This is a genomic window from Pseudomonas sp. 14A, assembly GCF_018132745.1.
Taxonomy (GTDB): Bacteria; Pseudomonadota; Gammaproteobacteria; order Pseudomonadales; family Pseudomonadaceae; genus Aquipseudomonas; species Aquipseudomonas mercuritolerans.
On sequence record NZ_JAGRQJ010000013.1, the window covers coordinates 73,728 to 94,598 of the forward strand.

Genomic DNA, 20,871 nt, shown 5'->3' on the forward strand with positions numbered 1-20,871 from the left:
ATGATGCGCGGCATCTCCATCGCTCAGGATCGCGCCACTCCCCATGGATTACCGCAAACCTTCCGACCGTAAAAGCATGCATTCGCGCATCGTCCAGGAACTGGGCATGCAGATCGTCTCCGGACGCTTTTTGCCCGACGACAAACTGCCCGCCGAAGCCCTGCTTTGCGAGGAGTACGCGGTCAGTCGGCCGGTGTTGCGCGAAGCGACTCGAGTGCTGGTGGCCAAGGGGCTGGTGTATTCCAAACCGCGCGTCGGCACAGTGGTCAAGGCCCGCCGCGAATGGCACATGCTCGACCCGGACGTGCTGCACTGGCTGATGCAGAGCAGCCCACAGAATGAATTCTTCAACGTGCTGACCAGCGTGCGCAGCATCATCGAACCGGCAGCCGCCGCCCTCGCCGCCCAGCATGCAACCGATGCCGACATCGCCGCGATCAACGAAGCCTATCAACGCATGGAAGCCGCGCCGACTCCGGAAGCGCTGTTGCAGCCGGACCTGGACTTCCACAGCCGCATCGCCGATGCGACGCACAACGACCTGCTGGCGAACCTGTGCAACATGTTGGCGGTAGCGATTGCCGAGGCGTTGAAGCATTCCAATCAACGGCCGAATCTGCATGAACTGGCGTTGCCGAGGCACAAGGCGATTCTGACCGCCATCGAGAACCGCGATGCCTTGGGGGCCCGGCATGCCACGTTGGTGCAGCTGGATGATGCGCGTAGTGCGTTGAGTGTTGTGCTTGGCGCAGAGCTTTCTTAGGGCTTGAGACCGCTTGCCCTCACCCTAGCCCTCTCCCAGAGGTAGAGGGGACCGATTGGGGGATATTTGAGATTTACGCCGACTTGAACGATTTGCGCTGAATCCAACATCGCTTGGTATTGCAGGTCCAGTGATTTGCTTTGAATCCATAATCGACCCGATCTTTCAGGTCGGTGTATGGCGAGAGACACCGCGGTCAGTCCCCTCTCCCTCCGGGAGAGGGCTAGGGTGAGGGGCTCTTGATCTTGAAGCACAAAAAAAGCCGCAACCCCCAAAGGTTGCGGCTTTATCGTTTCAGCCTGTCAGATCAGTGGGCAAACAACGAGTTGCCCTTCTGCCCTGCCAGCTTTTCAGGCTTGATCAGGAACTTGGCCAGCGCCGGCAGCAGCCACAGCGCACCGAACATGTTCCACAGCAGCATGAAGGTCAGCATCAGACCCATGTCGGCCTGGAACTTGATCGCCGAGAAGATCCAGGTGCACACGCCGATCGCCAGGCACAGGCCGGTGAACAGCACTGCTTTACCCGTCGACTTCAGCGTCTGGTAATAGGCTTCCTGCAACGGCAGCCCGGCACGCAGGAAACTTTCCAGACGGCTGTAGATGTAGATGCCGTAGTCGACGCCGATCCCCACACCCAGCGCCACCACCGGCAGCGTCGCGACTTTCACGCCGATGCCCATGAACGCCATCAGCGCGTTGCCGAGGACCGAGGTCAGTACCAGCGGCAAGACGATGCACAGGGTTGCCGCCCATGAGCGGAAGGTGATCATGCACATCACCGCCACGCAGATATACACCAGAATCAGGATGGTCAGCTCAGCCTGTTTGATGACTTCGTTGGTGGCTGCTTCGATCCCGGCGTTACCGGCGGCGAGGATGAATTCGAGGCCGTCCTTGTTGTTTTCCTTGGCGAATTCCTGCACCGCACTCACCGCACGGTCGAGGGTTTCGGCCTTGTGGTCGTTGAGGAACACCAGCACCGGCGCCAGCGAGCAACTGTTGTTGTACAGGCCGTCGGCACGGGCGATCGAGTTGTTCAGCACGTCCGGATTGCGCGACAGGGTTTCCCATTTCAGGTTGCCCTCGTTCATGCCCTTGATCATCTGCTTGGACACGGTCACCAGCGAGATCGCCGACTGTACGCCCTCGGTGTTCTGCATCTTCCACATCAGCTGATCGATCGGCGCCATGGCTTCGTAACGCGAGCAGCCTTCGGCCTTGGTCTTGACCATCACCACCAGCACGTCGGAGCTGGTCGAGTAGTTGCTGATGATGAAGTTATTGTCCTTGTTGTAACGCGAGTCCGGACGCAGTTCCGGCGCGCCCTGGTCGAGGTCGCCGATCTTCAGGTTCTGGCTGTACCAGAGGCCGCCACCGAAGGCGATCAGCGCCAACGCTACCGAAATCGGCGCAACTTTCGGGCTGGCGAAGTTCGACAGCAGACGCCAGAACGGGTGTTCGCGGTTCGCATCTTTCTTGCTCTTGGCAATCGCGCGCTTGCTGATGCCGACATAGGAAATCGCCACCGGCAGCAGGATCAGGTTGGTGAACACGATCACCGCAACGCCGATAGACGCGCCGATCGCCAGTTCACGGATCACGCCGATGTCGATGATCAGCAGGGTAATGAAGCCCACCGCATCGGCCAGAATCGCGATCATCCCCGGCAGGAACAACTGGCGGAAGGTGCGTCGTGCAGCCGTGAGGGCGTTATCGGCCTCGCTGGATTGCAGGGCGATACCGTTGATCTTCTGCACACCGTGGGAAATGCCGATGGCGAAAATAAGGAACGGCACCAGCATCGAATACGGGTCGAGGCCGAAGCCGAAGAAGTGCATCAATCCGAGTTGCCAGACCACCGCCACCAGCGTCGTGCTCAACACCGCGATGGTGCTGCGCAGGCAGTTGGTGAACCACAGCAGCAGGATCAGGGTGATGACAAAGGCGACACCGAAGAACAGCACCACCATCACCAGACCGTCGATCAGGTCACCGACCTTCTTGGCGAAACCGACGATGTGGATCTTGATGTTGGGGTTCTGCGCTTCGAACTTGTTGCGGATCTTGTCTTCGAGCTCATGGGAGAACTGGCGATAGTCCAGCGCCAGCAACTTGCCCTGATCCTGCGGGTCCGGATAGGCCTCCAGCAGCGGGATGTCGACGATGCTCGACTTGAAGTCGTTGGCCACCAGACGCCCGACCTGGCCGGACTTGAGCACGTTGTTGCGCAGCAGATCGAGGCTGTCCTGCGAGCCGTTGTAGCTCTGCGGAATCACTTCACCGCCGGCGAAACCCTCTTCGGTCACTTCGGTCCAGCGTACGCTCGGGCTCCACAGGGATTTGAGGCCGGAACGATCGACGCCGGAAATGTAGAACACTTCGTCGTTGATCTGGCGCAGGGTCTCCATGTACTCCTTGGAGAAGATGTCGCCGTCGGTGGCTTCCACCGAAATACGCACGGTGTTGCCCAGGTTCGCCAGATCGTTGCGGTGCTCCATCATCTTTTCGATGAAGGGATGCTGCAGCGGGATCATTTTTTCAAAACTGGTCGACGGCCGAATCAGCGTGGCCTGCCAGAACAGGAAAATGCTCACCACCAGGCAGATCAGGATCACGGCCGGACGGTTGTTGAAGATCAGGCGCTCGAGAACCGTCGCCTTTTCCTGCTGAGGAGTGATCAAGGAAGTCATAGCCCCGCCTTCTTGTTATTGGTCTCGGCACCGTTTGGCTGGGTGATGTGCAAGCCACCCTGCCCGGTCAGAATCAGGTTGCCGTTGCCGGCGGCGGTGACCGACGACAGCGAAATGCGATCCGGGCGGTTGAACACGCTGAAGGTTTCGCCGTTGTCGCTGCTGCTGATCACCGAGCCGCCGTTGCCGACGATGACGATCGAGCCGTCTTCCAGCAGCGTGCCGCCGGACAGGCCGAACTCCAGCGCACCGCGTGCGGCTTTGAGTTCGACCTGCTCCCAGTTGCTGCCGAAATCAGTGGAGCGATAAAGATTGCCGCGCAAGCCGTACGCCAGCAGGGTTTGCGGCTGCGCCGTGCCGATCACGCCGAACAGTGAACCTTCGTACGGGCCTTCAAGCTTTTCCCAGGTCTGGCCGTCATCGGCGGAGCGGAACATGCTGCCGGACTCGCCGACGATGAACAGCCCGGCGTCTTTCACGGCGGCGATGGCGTTGAGGTGGAACTGGTCTTCGTTGTCGAGGCGATCGCTGACGTCTTCCCAGTTTTTGCCGCCGTCGGTGGTTTCCAGCAGCGTGCCGTAGGCGCCCACGGCAAAACCGCTGCTGGCGTCCTTGAACCAGACGTCGAGCAGCGGCGATTCGCGTGCGAGGTCTTCGAATTGTTTGGTCCAGGTCAGACCGCCGTCTGCACTGGCGAGAATCTGCGCGTCGTGGCCCACGGCCCAGCCGTTTTTGTCGTCGACGAAATACACGGCGGTGAGCAGTTGCCGGGTTGGCACCTTGGCCTGGGTCCAGGTCTTGCCCTGGTCATCGGAATAGACGATGTGCCCCCGATCGCCGACCGCGACAAGACGCGCGCCGGCATGGACGACATCGAGAATCAGGCTTTTCGCGGCCTTGCCCGATTCGGTGGCATAAACCACGTCAGCCGGGGCCTCGGCGGCAATCACAGGTGCCGATAACGTGGCAAAGCCCAGCAGTGAGAGTGCTGTGGCCAGCAACGCGGTGTTGCGTAACGCCGGCGGGCGGCAACGACTCATAGACCTTCCCCTATTTATTATTGTTGGGCCATCGGGCCTTCAAGGGCGCCGCAAGGGTGCTCGGCTAGTGGCAGATCAGAAGCATCATCCTGAAACCCGCAATCCAGAGCCCCTTCGGAAGCTGGCTCATCCTATCGGGCTTTGCAAATGTCTGACAATCGGCGCCACGTTATCTTTTGTTAACCGAAAGCGGCCCTCTGTAACCAATCATTTTCCCTGTGGGAGCGAGCCTGCTCGCGAATGCGATGTACCAGTCACCCTGTTTATTGGCTGACCCACCGCTTTCGCGAGCAGGCTCGCTCCCACAGGGGTTAGGGGTGGTCTTGGTATTTGTAGTTGTCAGTGAATGCAGGGCCATTCGCCGGATGGATACGGCAAATCTTGCGAAGGGGACTTGCAGGATCGGTATTATGGTATACCATCAGACGCACAGACACTCTCAATCCCCCAACGGAGCAGCTCATGAGTTTCGAAATTCGCAAGATCGTCAGCTATGTCGAAGAAACCTTCATCGAAGGCGGCAAGGCTACTGACAAGCCGGTGACCATGGTCGGCCTCGCCGTGGTGATGAAGAACCCGTGGGTGGGCAACGGTTTTGTCGAAGACCTCAAGCCGCAGATCCGCGCCAACTGCTCCGACCTCGGCGCAATGATGGTCGAACGCCTGGTCGGAATCATCGGCGGTGCCGAGAAAATCGAGGCCTACGGCAAAGCGGCCGTAGTCGGCGCTGATGGCGAAATCGAGCACGCGTCGGCGGTGATCCACACCCTGCGCTTCGGTAACCACTATCGCGAAGCGGTGAAAGCCAAGAGCTACCTGAGCTTCACCAACAAGCGCGGCGGTCCGGGCACGTCGATTCAGATCCCGATGATGCACAAGGACGACGAAGGCCTGCGTTCGCACTACATCACCCTGGAAATGCAGATCGAAGACGCGCCGCGTGCCGACGAAATCGTCGTCGTGCTGGGTTGCGCCGACGGTGGCCGCCTGCACCCGCGCATCGGCAACCGCTACATCGATCTGGAAGAACTGGCCGCCGAAAAAGCCCAGTAATCACAACAAGAAAGGCATTGCAGGAGCGCTCCATGATTCGGCTCACCGCTGAACTCACCCCGGCTGGCACCAGTTACCTGGCGACCGGCCAAGGCCAGCCCGTGGTCTTGATCCACGGCGTGGGCCTGAACAAAGAAATGTGGGGCGGGCAGATTGTCGGCCTCGCCAGCCAATACCAGGTGATCGCCTACGACATGCTCGGCCACGGCGCCAGCCCGCGCCCGGCCAGCGGCACCGACCTGCTCGGTTACGCCGATCAGTTGCTCGAGCTGCTCGATCACTTGAACGTGCTGCAGGCAGCGGTGATCGGTTTCTCCATGGGCGGTCTGGTCGCGCGGGCCTTCGCCCTGCATTACCCGGAGCGCCTGCAAAGTCTGGTGGTGTTGAACAGTGTGTTCAACCGCAGCGAAGAACAGCGTGCCGGCGTGATTGCGCGCACTGCGCAGGCTGCCGAACACGGCCCGGACGCCAATGCCGAAGCCGCCCTGTCACGCTGGTTCAGCCGTGAATATCAGGCGGCCAATCCGGCGCAGATCGCCGCGTTGCGCCAGACCTTGGCCAACAACGATCCGCAGGGCTACCTGACCACCTACGAATTGTTCGCCACCCAGGACATGTACCGCGCCGACGACCTGAGCAGCATTCAGGCGCCGACGCTGATCGCCACCGGCGAACTCGACCCCGGCTCGACCCCGGAAATGGCCGAGCAACTGGCCCGGCGCATCCCCGGTGCGAAGGTTGCCGTGCTGCCCGAGCAACGGCATATGATGCCGGTAGAGTCGCCGCGTCTGGTCAACCAGATGCTGCTGGAATTCCTTCAGTTCGCACACTCCCGACAAAACCATATAAAGGGGATCGTTGCATGACACTCGCACGCTTCCAGATGTGCATCGGCGGAGACTGGGTCGACGCCCTCTCCGGCAAGACCTTCGAAAGCCTCAACCCGGCCTCCGCGCAAGCCTGGGCGGAACTGCCCGACGCCGATGAAGCGGACGTCGAACGCGCCGTGCAAGCGGCGCAAACTGCTTTTGACAGCCCGGCGTGGCGCGGTCTGACCGCCACCGCGCGAGGCAAACTGCTGCGCCGCCTCGGTGATCTGATCGCAGAAAACAAGGAACACCTGGCGCAGCTGGAAAGCCGCGACAACGGCAAGCTGATCCGCGAAACCCGTGGCCAGGTCAGCTATCTGCCGGAGTTCTTCCACTACACCGCAGGCCTCGCTGACAAACTGGAAGGCGGCACCCTGCCGCTGGACAAGCCTGACCTGTTTGCCTACACCGTGCACGAAGCCATGGGTGTGGTCGCCGCGATCATTCCGTGGAACAGCCCGCTGTACCTGACCGCAATCAAACTGGCCCCGGCCCTCGCCGCTGGTAACACCATAGTGATCAAGCCGTCCGAGCACGCCTCGGCGACCATTCTCGAGCTCGCACGCTTGGCCCTCGAAGCCGGGATTCCGCCGGGCGTGGTCAACGTCGTTACCGGTTACGGCCCGAGCACCGGCGCCGCCCTCACCCGCCATCCGCTGATCCGCAAGATCGCCTTCACCGGCGGCGCGGCCACGGCGCGGCATGTAGTGCGCAGCAGCGCCGAGAATTTCGCCAAGCTTTCGCTGGAGCTGGGCGGCAAGTCGCCGAATATCATCTTCGCCGACGCCGATCTGGACAGTGCAATTAACGGTGCGATTGCCGGCATCTACGCGGCGTCCGGGCAGAGTTGCGTGTCTGGTTCGCGCTTGCTGGTGCAGGACGAAATCTACGACGAATTCGTCAATCGTCTGGTCGAGCGCGCCCAGCGCATCCGCATCGGCAACCCACAGGAAGACAACAGTGAAATGGGGCCGATGGCCACCGCGCAGCAACTGGCGGTGGTCGAAGGTCTGGTCGCCGATGCGATCGCCGAAGGCGCGCGTTTGCGCACCGGTGGCAAGCGTCCGGCGGATCTCGGCGAAGGCTGGTTCTACGAGCCGACGCTCTTCGAATGCGATCGCAATTCGATGAAGATCATGCAGGAAGAAGTGTTCGGCCCGGTGGCTTCGGTGATTCGTTTCAAAGACGAAGCCGAAGCGCTGGCGATCGCCAACGACTCACAGTTCGGCCTCGCCGCCGGCATCTGGACCCGCGACCTCGGTCGCGCCCATCGTCTGGCCCGCGATGTGCGCTCGGGGATCATCTGGGTCAACACTTACCGTGCGGTGTCGGCGATGGCGCCGATCGGCGGCTTCAAGAACAGTGGCTATGGACGCGAAAGCGGCATCGATTCGGTGCTGGCCTACACCGAACTGAAAACGGTGTGGATCAACCTCTCCCAGGCGCCAATGCCTGATCCGTTTGTGATGCGCTAGGAGTCCTGCGAAATGATCGAACCCGGCATTTACAAAGACGTCATGAGCTCGTTCCCGTCCGGCGTCACGGTGGTCACCACCCTCGACCCTGACGGTGGCATCGTCGGTATCACCGCCAGCGCGTTCAGCGCGCTGTCGATCGACCCGGCGCTGGTGCTGTTCTGCCCCAACTATGCGTCCGACACCTACCCGGTGCTGCGCGACAGCAAGAAATTCGCGATCCATTTGCTCTCCGCCGAGCAGACCGCCGAAGCCTACGCGTTCGCCGGTAAGGGCAAGGAAAAGGCCAAGGGCATCGAGTGGCACCTGAGCGACCTGGGCAACCCGATTCTGGCCAAGGCCACGGCGATCATCGAGTGCGAGTTGTGGCGTGAATACGACGGCGGCGATCACGCGATCATTGTCGGCGCAGTGAAGAACCTGATCCTGCCCGAGCAACCGGTGACGCCGATGATTTATCACAAGGGCAAGCTCGGCCCGTTGCCGACTCTGGCCTGACAGCCAGACACGATTGCCAATGTGGGAGCGAGCCTGCTCGCGAAAGCGGTCGATCATTCAACATTTGCATCGACTGACACGACGCCTTCGCGAGCAGGCTCGCTCCCACAGGGAACACCTGTGGATTGGAGGAATGATGAGTAACGAGAAGTATGAAAAAGGTCTGAAAATCCGCACCCAGGTATTGGGCGAAGCCTATGTTCAGCGCTCGATCGAGAACGCCGACGACTTCACCCGCCCGCTGCAGGAAATGGTCACCGAATACTGCTGGGGCCATGTCTGGGGGCGTGAGGGTCTGTCGCTCAAGGAGCGCAGCATGATCAACCTGGCGATGATCTCGGCGCTCAACCGCCCGCATGAACTCAAGCTGCATGTGCGCGGCGCCTTGCGTAACGGCCTGAGTCGTGAGCAAATACGCGAAATTCTGCTTCAGGTCGGCATTTATTGCGGCGTTCCGGCGGCCGTGGACAGTTTCCGGCTGGCCCGTGAAGCCTTTGCCGAAGCCGACGCCGAGGCCTCCAGTTAACCCTCGGCTGTTTTGATGCCCGTCTGGCATGGACAGCCAAGCTCAAGAGCGGACCCCATGAAACGCCAGCCACTCGACGACAGCTTCAAGGTCAATCGCAACCCCGTTACCCTGCGCGAAATCGTGCTGGACAAACTGCGTAGCGCGATCATGAATTTCCAGCTCATGCCAGGTGATCGTCTGGTCGAACGCGACCTCTGCGATCGCCTCGGCGTCAGCCGCACTTCGGTGCGCGAAGCTCTGCGCCACCTTGAATCCGAAGGTCTGGTCGAATTCGCCGACGCCAAAGGCCCGCGCGTAGCCATCATCACCCTCGACGACGCCGTCGATATCTACGAACTGCGTTGTGTGCTCGAAGGCCTGATCGTCCAGCTGTTCACCCTGCGCGCCAAAGCCAAGGACATCAAAGCCCTGGAAAAAGCCCTCGATGACAACCGCAAAGCGTTGAAGGACGGCGAGCTGCAACAGGTCATCGACTCGGTGCAGGGCTTCTACGACGTGCTGCTCGAAGGCTCGGGCAACCATGTCGCCGCCACGCAATTGCGTCAGTTGCAGGCGCGCATCAGCTATCTGCGCGCGACCTCGGTCTCCCAGGAAAACCGACGCGGCGCGAGTAATCACGAGATGGAAAAAATGGTCGAGGCGATCAAGAGCGGCGATCCGCTGGCGGCGCATCAGGCCTGTGTCGATCACGTCCGCGCGGCCGCCGCCGTGGCCCTCGATTACCTCAAGCGCAAGCAGGAAGAGACAGGCGTCGCCGTCAAAGGTACCCCGGCGATCACCCTGCCGATCGCGCTGAAAGAACCCCGCATAGGTCAATGACATGTTCAGCCCGAGCTTTTGCCCGAAATGCGGTGGCCCTGACCTCGGTCAGCAGACGCCGCCGGGCGATACGCACGAGCGCCTGATGTGCCGCGGCTGCGGCTATATCCACTACGTCAATCCGAAGATCATTGCCGGCTGCATCATCGAGCAGGACGGCAAATACCTCTTGTGCCAACGGGCGATCCCACCACGCCCGGGCACCTGGACGCTGCCGGCCGGTTTCATGGAAAGCGGTGAGACCACCGAACAGGCGGCGCTGCGCGAAGTCTGGGAAGAAAGCGGCGTGCGTGCGGAAATCGTCTCGCCGTATTCGATTTTCAGCGTGCCGAAGATCAGCGAGGTGTACATCATCTTCCGCGCCATCGCCCTAAAGATCACCGGGCAGTACGGGCCGGAAACCATGGATTACAAGTTCTTCGCCCCTGAGGAGATTCCGTGGGAGCAGATCTACTACCCGGCGATCCGGCAGATTCTCGAGCGCTATATCGAAGAGCGCCAGGCTGGGGTCTACGGGATTTACATGGGGAATGATGACAGCGGCAAGATTCATTTCATGCGCTGACATTTGCCTGAACACAAAACCTGTGGGAGCGAGCCTGCTCGCGAAGGCGTCGTGTCAGTCAATACAAATGTTGAATGTTCGAACGCATTCGCGAGCAGGCTCGCTCCCACAGGATGGTGGTGTGGCTCAGTTCGGGGCAACGCCCTCGACGATAATGATCTCCGCCTTCGCCCATTCCTCGCGATAACTCTTCGCCTCCTGATACGCCGCCGAGTGGTAGCACGCCACGGCTGTTTCGTAGCTTTCAAACTCGATGATCACGGTGCGCTGTGGCGTCTGCCGTCCTTCCATCGCTTCGCTGCGCCCGCCTCTGGCCAGAAACTTGCCGCCGAAAGCAGCAATCGCCTGCGGGGTGCGCTGGGTGTATTGGCTGTAGTGCTCGGCATCGGCTATATCCACATGTGCAATCCAGTACGCCTTCATAGTGACCTCTTTGTTGATTTTGTATTATGGTATACCAATATATTTCCAACGAACCCTGAGAGTCCAGCATGGCCTTCAACAGCATCGAAGAAATCATCGAAGATTATCGCCTCGGCAAAATGGTCCTGCTGGTCGATGACGAAGACCGCGAGAACGAAGGCGACCTGCTGCTGGCCGCTGATCGTTGCACACCGGAGGCTATCAGCTTCATGGCCCGCGAGGCACGCGGGCTGATCTGCCTGACCCTGACCGACGAACATTGTCAGCGCTTGGGCCTTGAGCAAATGGTACCCACCAACGGCAGCGTGTTCAGCACTGCATTTACCGTGTCGATCGAAGCGGCGGTCGGCGTGACTACCGGCATTTCTGCCGCCGACCGGGCCTGCACCGTTGCCGCCGCCGTCGCGCCGAATGCCCGCGCCGAAGACCTGGTGCAGCCCGGCCACATCTTCCCGCTGCGCGCCAAGGAAGGTGGCGTGCTGACCCGCGCCGGGCACACCGAGGCCGGTTGCGATCTGGCGCGTCTGGCCGGTTTCACCCCGGCCTCGGTGATTGTCGAAGTGATGAACGACGACGGCACCATGGCGCGCCGCCCGGATCTGGAGCAGTTCGCGCGCAAGCACGGGATCAAGATCGGCACCATTGCCGACCTGATCCACTATCGCCTGAGCACCGAACACACCATCGAACGCATCGGTGAACGTGAGCTGCCGACGGTGCATGGCACGTTCCGTTTGATCACTTTCGAGGATCGCATCGAAGGCGGCGTGCACATGGCGATGGTCATGGGCGACTTGCGCCGTGAAGAGCCGACGCTGGTGCGTGTGCATGTGATCGATCCGCTGCGCGACCTGGTCGGCGCCGAGTACAGCGGGCCAACGAACTGGACGCTGTGGGCGGCGCTGCAACGGGTCGCGGCGGAAGGTCATGGGGTTGTGGTGGTGCTGGCCAATCATGAATCGTCGCAGGCGTTGCTCGAACGCGTGCCGCAGCTGACCCAGCCGCCACGGCAGTTCAGCCGTTCGCAATCGCGGATTTATTCCGAGGTCGGGACTGGGGCGCAGATTCTGCAGAACCTTGGAGTGGGCAAGTTGCGCCACCTCGGCCCACCGCTGAAGTATGCGGGGTTGACCGGGTATGACCTTGAGGTGGTTGAGAGCATTCCGTTCACTGAATGACGCCGCCCTCACCCCAGCCCTCTCCCAGAGGGAGAGGGAGCCGACCGCGTTGACCGGTCGCTATACATCGACCTGAGATACCGAGTCGAACTCAAATTTTGAACAGCACAAAAATCGGCTCCCTATCCCCCTCTCCCATTGGGAGAGGGCTGGGGTGAGGGGCTGGATCTCACATTCACAAAATATCTCAGGCCGAACGGCTCAAAAAAACCAACCTGCCAGATAACCGGTAAGGCAAAGTGCTTGCACAAAGTTTGGAATACCATAATATGATATTCCATAGACCGGACGACCTGAAAAACCGTCCAGCTACTGCTCCCGACAGGCGGGCAACAACGCAAGGCCCGCTCAAAAACACAACAATGAGGGCGTGAACATGGTGTTGAACAAAGCTGCAACCGCGATCTTTTTCGCGGGACTGCTCAGCGTTACCGGCCAGGCTGCAATGGCTGCCGAAAGCGTGAATTTTGTCAGCTGGGGCGGTAGCACCCAGGATGCGCAGAAACAGGCCTGGGCCGATCCGTTCAGCAAGGCCAGCGGCATCACCGTCGTCCAGGACGGCCCCACCGACTACGGCAAACTAAAAGCCATGGTCGAAAGCGGCAACGTTCAGTGGGACGTGGTCGATGTCGAAGCCGATTTCGCCCTGCGCGCCGCTGCCGAAGGCCTGCTCGAACCCCTCGACTTCAAAGTCATTCAACGCGACAAAATCGACCCGCGCTTCGTCAGCGACCACGGCGTCGGCTCGTTCTTCTTCTCCTTCGTCCTCGGCTACAACGAGGGCAAGCTGGGCGCCAACAAGCCGCAGGACTGGAGCGCGCTGTTCGACACCAAGACCTACCCCGGCAAACGCGCCCTGTACAAATGGCCAAGCCCCGGCGTGCTCGAACTGGCGCTGCTGGCCGACGGCGTTGCGGCTGACAAGCTCTACCCGCTGGATCTGGATCGCGCCTTCAAGAAACTCGACACCATCAAGAAAGACATCGTCTGGTGGGGCGGCGGCGCGCAGTCGCAGCAACTGCTGGCGTCCGGCGAAGCGAGCATGGGCCAGTTCTGGAACGGTCGGGTGCACGCTTTGCAGGAAGACGGCGCACCGGTCGGCGTGAGCTGGAAACAGAACCTGGTCATGGCCGACATTCTGGTCATCCCCAAAGGCTCGAAAAACAAGGACGCGGCGATGAAGTTCCTCGCCAATGCCAGCAGCGCCAAAGGCCAGGCCGACTTCTCCAACCTGACCGCCTACGCGCCGGTCAACCTCGACAGTGTGGAGCGTCTGGATTCGACGCTGGCCCCCAACCTGCCGACGGCTTACGCCAAGGATCAGATCACCCTTGATTTCGCTTACTGGGCCAAGAACGGTCCGGCTATCGCGACACGGTGGAACGAATGGCTGGTCAAATGAAAATCGCGGCCACTGCGCCCCGTCCTTCAACTGCCACCGGGAGCGCCGCCGGCGCTGCCGGTTCGGCCTTCAAGCAACGCTGGCGCGGCGCCGGCAACCTCGTCCCGGCGCTGCTGTTCCTCGGCCTGTTCTTTCTCGCGCCGTTGATTGGCCTGCTGTTGCGCGGTGTGCTCGAACCTGTGCCTGGCCTGGGCAACTACGAACAACTGTTCGCCAACTCGGCCTATGCGCGAGTGCTGCTCAACACCTTTTCGGTGGCCGGGCTGGTGACGCTGTTCAGCCTGCTGCTGGGCTTTCCGCTGGCCTGGGCGATCACCCTGGTGCCGCGCGGCTGGGGGCGCTGGATCCTCAACATCGTGCTGCTGTCGATGTGGACCAGCCTGCTCGCCCGTACCTATTCGTGGCTGGTGTTGCTGCAAGCCTCGGGGGTGATCAACAAGGCGTTAATCGCCATGGGCATCATCGATCAACCGCTGGAGATGGTGCACAACCTGACCGGCGTGGTGATCGGCATGAGCTACATCATGATCCCGTTCATCGTGCTGCCGTTACAAGCAACCATGCAGGCCATCGACCCGATGATCCTGCAGGCCGGCTCGATCTGCGGCGCCAGTCCGTGGACCAACTTCTTCCGGGTGTTCCTGCCGCTGTGCCGGCCGGGTCTGGCCTCAGGTGGTTTGATGGTGTTCGTGATGTCGCTCGGTTATTACGTCACCCCGGCACTGCTCGGCGGGGCGCAGAACATGATGCTGCCGGAGTTCATCATTCAGCAGGTGCAATCGTTCCTCAACTGGGGCCTGGCCAGTGCCGGCGCCGCGTTGCTGATCGCAATCACCCTGGTGCTGTTCTACTTCTACCTGAAGCTTCAACCGGAATCCCCGGTTGGCGCCAGTAACGCGAGGTAAGCCGACATGCTCCTGACCCCAAATGCCATGAGCCGGCGCATGCGTTTCGGCCTCTACGCGACTACTGGACTGATCGGTTTGTTCCTGCTGTTGCCGATCGTGTTCATCGTGCTGCTGTCGTTCGGCTCCTCGCAGTGGCTGGTGTTCCCGCCACCGGGCTGGACGCTGAAATGGTACGGCCAGTTCTTCTCCAACCCCGACTGGATGAACGCCGCTGCGGCCAGCCTCAAGGTCGCCGTGCTGACCACGATCTGCGCCGTGGCCCTCGGTTTACCGACCGCGTTTGCGCTGGTGCGCGGGCGTTTTCCCGGCCGCGAGATGCTCTACGGCCTGTTCACCCTGCCGATGATCGTGCCGCTGGTGATCATCGCCGTGGCGGTGTACGCGCTGTTTCTCAAGCTCGGCTACACCGGGACGATGTTCGCTTTCGTCGTCAGCCACGTGATCGTCGCGCTGCCGTTCACCATCATCTCGATCATCAACTCGCTGAAGCTGTTCGATCAGTCGATTGAAGACGCGGCGGTGATTTGCGGTGCCTCGCGCTTGCAAGCGGTGTTCAAGGTGACGTTCCCGGCGATTCGTCCGGGGATGGTCGCCGGCGCCCTCTTCGCCTTCCTCGTTTCGTGGGACGAAGTGGTGCTCAGCGTGATGATGGCAAGCCCTACTCTGCAAACCCTTCCCGTGAAAATGTGGACCACCCTGCGCCAGGACCTGACCCCGGTGATCGCCGTCGCTTCGACGCTGCTGATCGGCCTGTCGGTATTGGTCATGGTGATCGCCGCCGCCCTGCGCCGGCGCAACGAAATCAGCGCCTGAGCGCCCAGGAGTACGACATGAGTGCCGTGATCAAAGACGCATCCCAGCAGAACGACAAACCCCTGGTCAGCCTGCGCAACCTGAACAAGCACTACGGCGATTTCGCTGCCGTCGACAATATCTCGCTGGACATCAAGGACGGCGAATTCCTGACCTTTCTCGGCTCCAGCGGCTCGGGCAAGAGTACGACGCTGTCGATGCTCGCCGGTTTCGAAACACCGAGCAGCGGCGAGATCCTCGTCAACGGCCAGTCGCTGGTCAATGTGCCGCCGCACAAGCGCGACATCGGCATGGTCTTTCAGCGTTACTCGCTGTTCCCGCATCTGTCGGTGCGCGACAACATCGCCTTCCCTCTGGCCATTCGCAAACTGGCTGCGGCCGAGCGCGAAAAGCGCGTCGATGCGATGTTGAAACTGGTGCAGCTCGAACAGTTCGCCCATCGCCGCCCTTCGCAACTGTCTGGTGGTCAGCAACAGCGTGTCGCCATCGCCCGGGCGCTGGTTTACGAACCACGCATTCTGCTGATGGATGAACCATTGGGCGCGCTGGACAAGAAGCTGCGCGAGGACTTGCAGGATGAACTGCGCCAGCTGCACCGGCGCCTGGGCATCACCATCGTGTACGTGACCCACGACCAGGAAGAAGCCATGCGGCTGTCGCAACGCATCGCGATTTTCAGCCACGGCAAAATCGTTGGCCTGGGCAGTGGTTACGACCTTTACCAGAATCCGCCGAATGCGTTTGTTGCGTCGTTTCTGGGCAATTCGAACTTCCTCAAGCTCAAGGCGCAAGGCAATGCGGCAGCGAGTTTCGAGGGACAGTCATTGTCGATTCGGCTGACGTCCGGGTTGCACACTGATCAGGATGTGCTGCTGATGGTGCGTCCGGAAAAGGCCTTGGCGCTGAGCACGCAGCAGGCGCTGGATGAGCCGCTGGCGGCGGGCTGGAATGAGGTGTCGGCGAATGTTGTGGAGGTGCTGTTTCTGGGTGAGAGCCAGACGTGCAGCGTGGTCACTGCGGGCGGTACTTCGATGACGGTGAAGGCTTTGTCCGCCGCCGGCATGCCGCTCAAGGCTGGCGATCCGGTCCGGGTGCGCTGGGCGACGGCGGATGCTTGTGTTTATACCGAATGGACCGAGAGCGATTTGAACAAGGCTGCCGGTGCTCACTGATTGCGCTGAGTCAGTTGGATCTACCCCCTCACCCCAGCCCTCTCCCCCCACGGGGGGCGAGGGGGAAAGGGAGCCGATCTTCATGCTGTTCAAAATGTAAGTTCGACTCGATATCGCACGTCGGCGTATCTTGCAACAACACCTCGGTCAGTCCCCTCTCCCATTGGGAGAGGGCTAGGGTGAGGGCAAGCAGGCGACACGGTATTAGCCAATGGCCCGGTACCCTTCAATCTCATCCGGCCAAGCCGTCAGCACTTCAAACCCGCTCTCCGTCACCGCGACCATATGCTCCCACTGCGCCGACAAGGAGCCATCCTTGGTCAGCACCGTCCAGCCATCCGGCATGTTCTTCACATGGCGTTTGCCGGCATTGAGCATCGGTTCCACGGTGAAAATCATCCCGGCCTTGAGCTTCAGCCCTTGATTGGGAAAGCCGTAATGCAGGATTTGCGGTTCGTCGTGATAGACCTTGCCGATGCCGTGGCCGCAGTATTCGCGTACCACGCTGAAGCCCTCCGCCTCCGCCAGGCTCTGGATCGCATGACCGATATCCCCCAGCGTTGCGCCCGGTTTCACCGCGCGAATGCCCGCGCACATTGCATCGTAAGTGGTCTTGATCAGGTGCTGCGCCTCGGGGCTCGCCTCACCCACGACGTACATGCGGCTGGTATCACCGAACCAGCCATCCTTGATCACGGCGATGTCGAGATTGACGATGTCGCCGTCCTTCAGTGGCGTACCCGATGGAATGCCGTGGCACACCACATCGTTGACCGACGCGCAGACGGTTTTCGGAAAGCCGTGATAACCGACGTTGGCCGGCACGGCTTTCTGCACATTGACGATGTAATCGTTGCACAACCGGTCCAGCTCATCGGTGGTCACCCCGGCCTTCACATGCGGCACCAGCATCGCCAGTACTTCAGCGGCGAGCTTGCCGGCGGCGCGGGATTTTTCGATGTCGGCCGGCGTGTTGATCTTGATCTGGTTTCTCATGCGCTGACGGCTTCCTGAGTCAGTTGTTGCAGATCCAGTCCGCCGTTCTGTTCGGCGCGGATCAGCAGGCGGCAAATGGCGCTGTGGTCGAGGTTGGGATGCAGCTCGGCGAGCATGCCGATGCGCATCCAGTGCTCGGCCTGCGCGTTGATCGAGCGGCTGAGGGCGTTGCTGGAGATGCGCAGATTCTCGTGCATGTCCTCTGAAATCTTTACGATGCCCATATATGAATCCGATACGATGTGTATATGGATCGTATATTAGCCAAGCTTACCCCCGGATTGCAAACGCTCCTCCACGGAAACATGCGCCCGTGTAGGAGCTGCCGAAGGCTGCGATCTTTTGATCTTGCACGTTAAAGACCAGATCAAAAGATCGCAGCCTTCGGCAGCTCCTACAAAGGCAGATTCGGCTCCACTTGAGCGGCCTGATCGACTACCATGCCCGCGCCGGTTTCCACACGGAATTAATAGGGAATCCGAAATGCTTGCACAGCATCAATCGGAACTGCCCCCGCAACTGTAGGTGCCGAGCCTGCTCCTCGACTGCCACTGGGTGAATCCCGGGAAGGCCGGAGCGTGGCGATGACGCATCAGTCAGGAGACCTGCCGGCACAGTGACTGACTAACCGGCGGGGTGTCCGGGAAGGACATCGTGCCGTGCGCATTTTCCCCGTGCCGGCCTTGCGCAGTTTCCACGACCGCGCCCGAGGTGTGTTTCCAACCGTACCCGCCCGCTCCCGTACGGTTCCCCTGGAGACTGCCCCATGCTGCTGCCCCGCGTTGCCACCCTACTCACCGCTCTGAGCCTTTGCCCCCTGGCGCAAGCGGCGCCGACTGCGTATCCGCTGACCGTCGAAAACTGCGGCAGCAGCCTGACCTTTCAGCACGCGCCCACTCGCACGGTGACCATCGGCCAGGCCGGCACCGAAATGCTCTACGCTTTGGGTCTGGGCGACAAGGTCGTCGGCACCTCGTTGTGGTTCAACGACGTGCTGGGCACATACAAAGCGCAGAACGACAGGATCGAGCGCCTCGCCGACAACGAGCCGAGTTTCGAAGCGGTGATCGCCAAACGCCCGGAGCTGGTTGCCGTCGAGCTGGAATGGATGGTCGGGCCGCAAGGCGCGGTCGGCACTCGTGAGCAGTTCCATGAACTGAAGATTCCCACCTACCTGCTCCCCTCCGATTGCGAAGCCAAGGACAACCTCGTCGGTTCGGACGGCACGCGGCTGGCGCCGTTTCGCAGCGACAGCATCTACAAAGCCGTGAGCCAGCTCGCTGCAATTTTCGACGTGCAGGCGCGTGGCGAGCAGCTCAATGAGCAGCTCAAAGCCAGCCTCGCGCAGTCGATCGCCACGGCGAAAAAGCAGCAGCGCAAAGACGTCAGCGCCCTGGTGTGGTTCTCCAGCGCCGAGATGGACATCGAGCCGTTCGTGGCCGGGCACAAAGGCGTTCCCGATTTCATGCTCAGCACCCTCGGCGTGCGCAACGTGGTCGAGTCGGATGAAGAATGGCCGACCGTCGGCTGGGAAACCATCGCCAAGGCCAACCCGACTTTCCTGGTCATCGCGCGCATGGATCGTCGACGTTTTCCGGCGGACGACTATCAGAAGAAACTCGCGTTCCTGCGCAGTGATCCGGTGACGCGCAACATGGACGCGGTCAAGCACAACCGCATCATCATCCTTGACGCCATGGCCATGCAGGCCAGCCTGCGCACCTTCGACGGCCTCGAACAATTGGCCAGCGCCATCAACGGCTACGACCTGTCGCCATGAGCAGACGCCTGATCCGTTTGCTGCTGGTGCTGTTGACGCTGTCGGTCGCGCTGATTGGCGGCGTGGCCATTGGTGAGACTTCGATCGAGCCGAGCGTAGTGTTGCAGGTGCTGGCCAACAAGCTGTGGGGCGCCGGTTATGTGCTCGACCCGATCGACGAAGGCATTGTCTGGAACTATCGCCTGACCCGCGCGCTGGTCGCGGCGGCCTGCGGCGCCGGCCTGGCGACGTGCGGGGTGATCCTGCAATCGCTGCTGCGCAATCCGTTGGCCGATCCGTATCTGCTGGGTATTTCTGCAGGCGCCTCGACCGGCGCGGTGATGGTCGCCCTCCTCGGCGTCGGTGCCGGGGCGATTTCATTGTCGGTCGGTGCCTTTGCCGGCGCGGTGACAGCGTTCGTACTGGTGATTCTGTTGGCGCGAGTCAGCGGCTCGGCCAGCGGCACCGGGCAGATCATTCTCGCCGGGATCGCCGGCTCGCAATTGTTCAATGCCCTCACCGCGTTTCTGATCACCCGCTCGGCCAGCTCCGAACAAGCGCGGGGGATCATGTTCTGGCTGTTGGGCAATCTCGGCGGCGTGCGCTGGCCGTCGGTGTGGCTGGCAGTACCTGTGGCTGTATTGGGATTGGTCGTTTGTCTGTGCCACCGGCGAGCACTGGATGCGTTCACCTTTGGCGCGGATTCGGCGGCATCCCTCGGCATTGCCGTGCGCCGCGTGCAGATTCTGTTGATCGGCTGCGCCGCGCTGGTAACGGCGGTGATGGTATCGATCGTCGGCTCGATCGGTTTTGTCGGGCTGGTGATTCCCCACGCAGCGCGGTTGTTGCTCGGCACCGGTCATGCGCGTCTGCTGCCGGCCAGTGCGCTGGGCGGCGCGGTGTTTCTGATCGCCGCCGATGTGCTGTCGCGCACCCTGATAAAGGGTCAGGTGATTCCGGTCGGCGTGATCACCGCACTGGTCGGCGCGCCGGTGTTCGCGCTGATTCTGGTAGGCCGGAGATCGGCGCGATGAACACGGTTCTGAGTTGTGCGGGTGTGGGCTTCAAAGTGCGCGGCGCCGAGTTGCTCAATGGTGTCAGTCTCGATGTTCAGCGCGGCGAGACCCTGGGCATTGTCGGGCCGAACGGTTCGGGTAAATCCACGTTGCTCAAATTGCTGGCCGGACTGCGTGACCCGAGCGTGGGCCATGTGCAGCTCGACGGTCAGGCGCTGGGCAAGATGTCACGGCGCAGCATCGCGCAGACACTCGCAGTGGTTGAGCAACAGGCCGATACCGACGATGGCATTCGCGTGTTCGACGCGGTGGCGCTGGGGCGCACGCCGTGGTTGTCGGCGCTGCAACCGTGGTCGCCGGCCGATGACGCCATCGTCGAGCAAGCGCTGGTCGACGTCGACGCCGTGCACCTGCGCAACCGCCTCTGGCGCAGCCTCTCCGGCGGTGAACGCCAACGCGTGCACATCGCCCGCGCACTGGCGCAGCGCCCGCAGATCCTGCTGCTCGACGAGCCGGCGAATCACCTCGATATCCAGCATCAGTTGAGCATTCTGCAAGTGGTGCGCGCACTGCCGGTGACTACGCTGATCGCCCTGCACGATCTCAATCAGGCGCTCAAATGCGATCGCCTGGCGGTGCTGGAGCGCGGGCGTCTGGTCGCGCTTGGCGAGCCGCTGCACGTGCTGACGCCGGAGCGGTTACAGACGACTTTCGGGGTCAGGGCGCACTATCTGACGGACCCGTTCGATGGTGCGCCGATATTGCGCTTCCTCGCTTGATGCATGTGTAGCTGACACACCACTTTCGCGAGCGGGCTCGCTCCCACAGGGGTTTTGTGTATTGCAGTGAGTGCCGAGTAAAACGCGAATTGTGCAGGCTCAGTCCTGCGAAGCGCTACGCA

21 protein-coding genes and 1 riboswitch are annotated in these 20,871 nt (G+C 61.3%); of the genes, 16 read left to right on the forward strand and 5 right to left on the reverse strand.

Annotation, left to right across the window (positions count from 1 at the left end; all coding sequences use genetic code 11):
- The first annotated feature begins 43 nt into the window (after positions 1-43).
- Positions 44-763: a FadR/GntR family transcriptional regulator gene (locus PS14A_RS14020; RefSeq protein WP_024013185.1), complete on the forward strand. Its 720-nt coding sequence runs from the start codon at positions 44-46 to the stop codon at positions 761-763.
- 307 nt (positions 764-1,070) lie between these two features.
- On the opposite strand, the gene PS14A_RS14025 is transcribed toward PS14A_RS14020, so the two are convergent.
- Together PS14A_RS14025 and PS14A_RS14030 are read right to left on the reverse strand one after the other, a co-directional pair.
- Positions 1,071-3,455, reverse strand: coding sequence for an RND family transporter (locus PS14A_RS14025; protein ID WP_137214977.1), 2,385 nt, complete (start codon positions 3,453-3,455; stop codon positions 1,071-1,073).
- The gene (locus PS14A_RS14030) at positions 3,452-4,495 is read right to left on the reverse strand and encodes a YCF48-related protein (RefSeq protein WP_212616521.1); all 1,044 of its coding nucleotides are present in this window, start codon (positions 4,493-4,495) and stop codon (positions 3,452-3,454) included. The genes PS14A_RS14025 and PS14A_RS14030 overlap by 4 nt, the downstream gene beginning before the upstream one ends.
- Positions 4,496-4,957: 462 nt before the next feature.
- Here PS14A_RS14030 and PS14A_RS14035 point away from each other — a divergent pair, with 462 nt between their 5' ends.
- The 7 genes from PS14A_RS14035 (at position 4,958) to PS14A_RS14065 (ending at position 10,303) form a co-directional block, all read left to right on the forward strand.
- Positions 4,958-5,548, forward strand: a complete 591-nt coding sequence (locus tag PS14A_RS14035; protein WP_007968626.1) for an amino acid synthesis family protein — start codon at positions 4,958-4,960, stop codon at positions 5,546-5,548.
- Between the two features lie 32 nt (positions 5,549-5,580).
- Entirely contained in the window at positions 5,581-6,414 is an 834-nt protein-coding gene (locus tag PS14A_RS14040) for an alpha/beta fold hydrolase (RefSeq protein ID WP_212616522.1), read from the forward strand.
- Positions 6,411-7,892 carry an aldehyde dehydrogenase gene (locus PS14A_RS14045; protein ID WP_125927343.1) on the forward strand — a complete coding sequence of 494 codons (1,482 nt, stop codon included), beginning with the start codon at positions 6,411-6,413 and terminating at the stop codon, positions 7,890-7,892. Before PS14A_RS14040 ends, PS14A_RS14045 begins: the two co-directional genes overlap by 4 nt.
- 12 nt (positions 7,893-7,904) lie before the next feature.
- Positions 7,905-8,390 (forward strand): flavin reductase family protein, encoded by a 486-nt coding sequence (locus tag PS14A_RS14050; RefSeq protein ID WP_071172702.1) that lies wholly within the window; start codon positions 7,905-7,907, stop codon positions 8,388-8,390.
- A gap of 136 nt (positions 8,391-8,526) precedes the next feature.
- Positions 8,527-8,916, forward strand: a complete 390-nt coding sequence (locus PS14A_RS14055) for a carboxymuconolactone decarboxylase family protein (protein ID WP_007968634.1) — start codon at positions 8,527-8,529, stop codon at positions 8,914-8,916.
- A gap of 57 nt (positions 8,917-8,973) precedes the next feature.
- On the forward strand, positions 8,974-9,738 hold the full coding sequence (locus PS14A_RS14060) for a GntR family transcriptional regulator (protein ID WP_016775014.1): 765 nt from the start codon (positions 8,974-8,976) through the stop codon (positions 9,736-9,738).
- A 1-nt stretch (position 9,739) separates the two neighbouring features.
- Positions 9,740-10,303, forward strand: a complete 564-nt coding sequence (locus PS14A_RS14065; RefSeq protein WP_212616523.1) for an NUDIX hydrolase — start codon at positions 9,740-9,742, stop codon at positions 10,301-10,303.
- A gap of 126 nt (positions 10,304-10,429) precedes the next feature.
- On the opposite strand, the gene PS14A_RS14070 is transcribed toward PS14A_RS14065, so the two are convergent.
- On the reverse strand, positions 10,430-10,726 hold the full coding sequence (locus tag PS14A_RS14070; RefSeq protein ID WP_137214971.1) for a DUF1330 domain-containing protein: 297 nt from the start codon (positions 10,724-10,726) through the stop codon (positions 10,430-10,432).
- A 68-nt stretch (positions 10,727-10,794) separates the two neighbouring features.
- On the opposite strand from PS14A_RS14070, the gene ribBA reads away from it, so the two are divergent.
- From ribBA to PS14A_RS14095, 5 genes are all read left to right on the forward strand, one after another.
- Positions 10,795-11,904 carry a bifunctional 3,4-dihydroxy-2-butanone-4-phosphate synthase/GTP cyclohydrolase II gene (gene ribBA, locus PS14A_RS14075; protein ID WP_212616524.1) on the forward strand — a complete coding sequence of 370 codons (1,110 nt, stop codon included), beginning with the start codon at positions 10,795-10,797 and terminating at the stop codon, positions 11,902-11,904.
- 376 nt (positions 11,905-12,280) lie between these two features.
- A complete protein-coding gene (locus PS14A_RS14080; protein ID WP_122602413.1) occupies positions 12,281-13,306 on the forward strand; it encodes an ABC transporter substrate-binding protein in 1,026 nt (341 codons plus the stop codon).
- A complete protein-coding gene (locus tag PS14A_RS14085; RefSeq protein ID WP_212616570.1) occupies positions 13,303-14,211 on the forward strand; it encodes an ABC transporter permease in 909 nt (302 codons plus the stop codon). Before PS14A_RS14080 ends, PS14A_RS14085 begins: the two co-directional genes overlap by 4 nt.
- Positions 14,212-14,217: 6 nt before the next feature.
- On the forward strand, positions 14,218-15,027 hold the full coding sequence (locus tag PS14A_RS14090; protein ID WP_007918021.1) for an ABC transporter permease: 810 nt from the start codon (positions 14,218-14,220) through the stop codon (positions 15,025-15,027).
- 17 nt (positions 15,028-15,044) lie between these two features.
- The gene (locus tag PS14A_RS14095) at positions 15,045-16,199 is read left to right on the forward strand and encodes an ABC transporter ATP-binding protein (RefSeq protein ID WP_071172706.1); all 1,155 of its coding nucleotides are present in this window, start codon (positions 15,045-15,047) and stop codon (positions 16,197-16,199) included.
- A gap of 204 nt (positions 16,200-16,403) precedes the next feature.
- Here PS14A_RS14095 and map read toward each other — a convergent pair whose 3' ends face one another.
- A complete protein-coding gene (gene map, locus PS14A_RS14100) occupies positions 16,404-17,195 on the reverse strand; it encodes a type I methionyl aminopeptidase (protein WP_024013195.1) in 792 nt (263 codons plus the stop codon).
- The gene (locus tag PS14A_RS14105) at positions 17,192-17,419 is read right to left on the reverse strand and encodes a ParD-like family protein (RefSeq protein ID WP_007918027.1); all 228 of its coding nucleotides are present in this window, start codon (positions 17,417-17,419) and stop codon (positions 17,192-17,194) included. The genes map and PS14A_RS14105 overlap by 4 nt, the downstream gene beginning before the upstream one ends.
- Before the next feature lie 209 nt (positions 17,420-17,628).
- Positions 17,629-17,823: riboswitch (cobalamin riboswitch) on the forward strand.
- Positions 17,824-17,961: 138 nt separating this feature from the next.
- Here PS14A_RS14105 and PS14A_RS14110 point away from each other — a divergent pair.
- Genes PS14A_RS14110 through PS14A_RS14120 form a run of 3 tightly spaced genes read left to right on the forward strand, consistent with a single transcriptional unit; the run spans position 17,962 to position 20,749 of the window.
- Complete coding sequence (locus PS14A_RS14110) at positions 17,962-18,975, forward strand: ABC transporter substrate-binding protein (protein ID WP_212616525.1); 1,014 nt, start codon at positions 17,962-17,964, stop codon at positions 18,973-18,975.
- Entirely contained in the window at positions 18,972-19,988 is a 1,017-nt protein-coding gene (locus PS14A_RS14115; protein WP_137214966.1) for an iron ABC transporter permease, read from the forward strand. Before PS14A_RS14110 ends, PS14A_RS14115 begins: the two co-directional genes overlap by 4 nt.
- The gene (locus PS14A_RS14120; RefSeq protein WP_212616526.1) at positions 19,985-20,749 is read left to right on the forward strand and encodes an ABC transporter ATP-binding protein; all 765 of its coding nucleotides are present in this window, start codon (positions 19,985-19,987) and stop codon (positions 20,747-20,749) included. The genes PS14A_RS14115 and PS14A_RS14120 overlap by 4 nt, the downstream gene beginning before the upstream one ends.
- Positions 20,750-20,871: the final 122 nt, after the last annotated feature.

Coding starts and splice junctions, on each gene's coding strand:
- PS14A_RS14085 (WP_212616570.1), top strand. CDS start 13,303: ATGAAAATCGCGGCCACTGCGCCCCGTCCTTCAACTGCCACCGGGAGC.
- ribBA (WP_212616524.1), top strand. CDS start 10,795: ATGGCCTTCAACAGCATCGAAGAAATCATCGAAGATTATCGCCTCGGC.
- PS14A_RS14070 (WP_137214971.1), bottom strand. CDS start 10,726: ATGAAGGCGTACTGGATTGCACATGTGGATATAGCCGATGCCGAGCAC.
- PS14A_RS14115 (WP_137214966.1), top strand. CDS start 18,972: ATGAGCAGACGCCTGATCCGTTTGCTGCTGGTGCTGTTGACGCTGTCG.
- PS14A_RS14035 (WP_007968626.1), top strand. CDS start 4,958: ATGAGTTTCGAAATTCGCAAGATCGTCAGCTATGTCGAAGAAACCTTC.
- PS14A_RS14065 (WP_212616523.1), top strand. CDS start 9,740: ATGTTCAGCCCGAGCTTTTGCCCGAAATGCGGTGGCCCTGACCTCGGT.
- PS14A_RS14095 (WP_071172706.1), top strand. CDS start 15,045: ATGAGTGCCGTGATCAAAGACGCATCCCAGCAGAACGACAAACCCCTG.
- PS14A_RS14045 (WP_125927343.1), top strand. CDS start 6,411: ATGACACTCGCACGCTTCCAGATGTGCATCGGCGGAGACTGGGTCGAC.
- PS14A_RS14055 (WP_007968634.1), top strand. CDS start 8,527: ATGAGTAACGAGAAGTATGAAAAAGGTCTGAAAATCCGCACCCAGGTA.
- PS14A_RS14110 (WP_212616525.1), top strand. CDS start 17,962: ATGCTGCTGCCCCGCGTTGCCACCCTACTCACCGCTCTGAGCCTTTGC.
- PS14A_RS14020 (WP_024013185.1), top strand. CDS start 44: ATGGATTACCGCAAACCTTCCGACCGTAAAAGCATGCATTCGCGCATC.
- PS14A_RS14060 (WP_016775014.1), top strand. CDS start 8,974: ATGAAACGCCAGCCACTCGACGACAGCTTCAAGGTCAATCGCAACCCC.
- PS14A_RS14030 (WP_212616521.1), bottom strand. CDS start 4,495: ATGAGTCGTTGCCGCCCGCCGGCGTTACGCAACACCGCGTTGCTGGCC.
- PS14A_RS14050 (WP_071172702.1), top strand. CDS start 7,905: ATGATCGAACCCGGCATTTACAAAGACGTCATGAGCTCGTTCCCGTCC.
- PS14A_RS14025 (WP_137214977.1), bottom strand. CDS start 3,455: ATGACTTCCTTGATCACTCCTCAGCAGGAAAAGGCGACGGTTCTCGAG.
- PS14A_RS14040 (WP_212616522.1), top strand. CDS start 5,581: ATGATTCGGCTCACCGCTGAACTCACCCCGGCTGGCACCAGTTACCTG.
- PS14A_RS14105 (WP_007918027.1), bottom strand. CDS start 17,419: ATGGGCATCGTAAAGATTTCAGAGGACATGCACGAGAATCTGCGCATC.
- PS14A_RS14080 (WP_122602413.1), top strand. CDS start 12,281: ATGGTGTTGAACAAAGCTGCAACCGCGATCTTTTTCGCGGGACTGCTC.
- PS14A_RS14090 (WP_007918021.1), top strand. CDS start 14,218: ATGCTCCTGACCCCAAATGCCATGAGCCGGCGCATGCGTTTCGGCCTC.
- map (WP_024013195.1), bottom strand. CDS start 17,195: ATGAGAAACCAGATCAAGATCAACACGCCGGCCGACATCGAAAAATCC.
- PS14A_RS14120 (WP_212616526.1), top strand. CDS start 19,985: ATGAACACGGTTCTGAGTTGTGCGGGTGTGGGCTTCAAAGTGCGCGGC.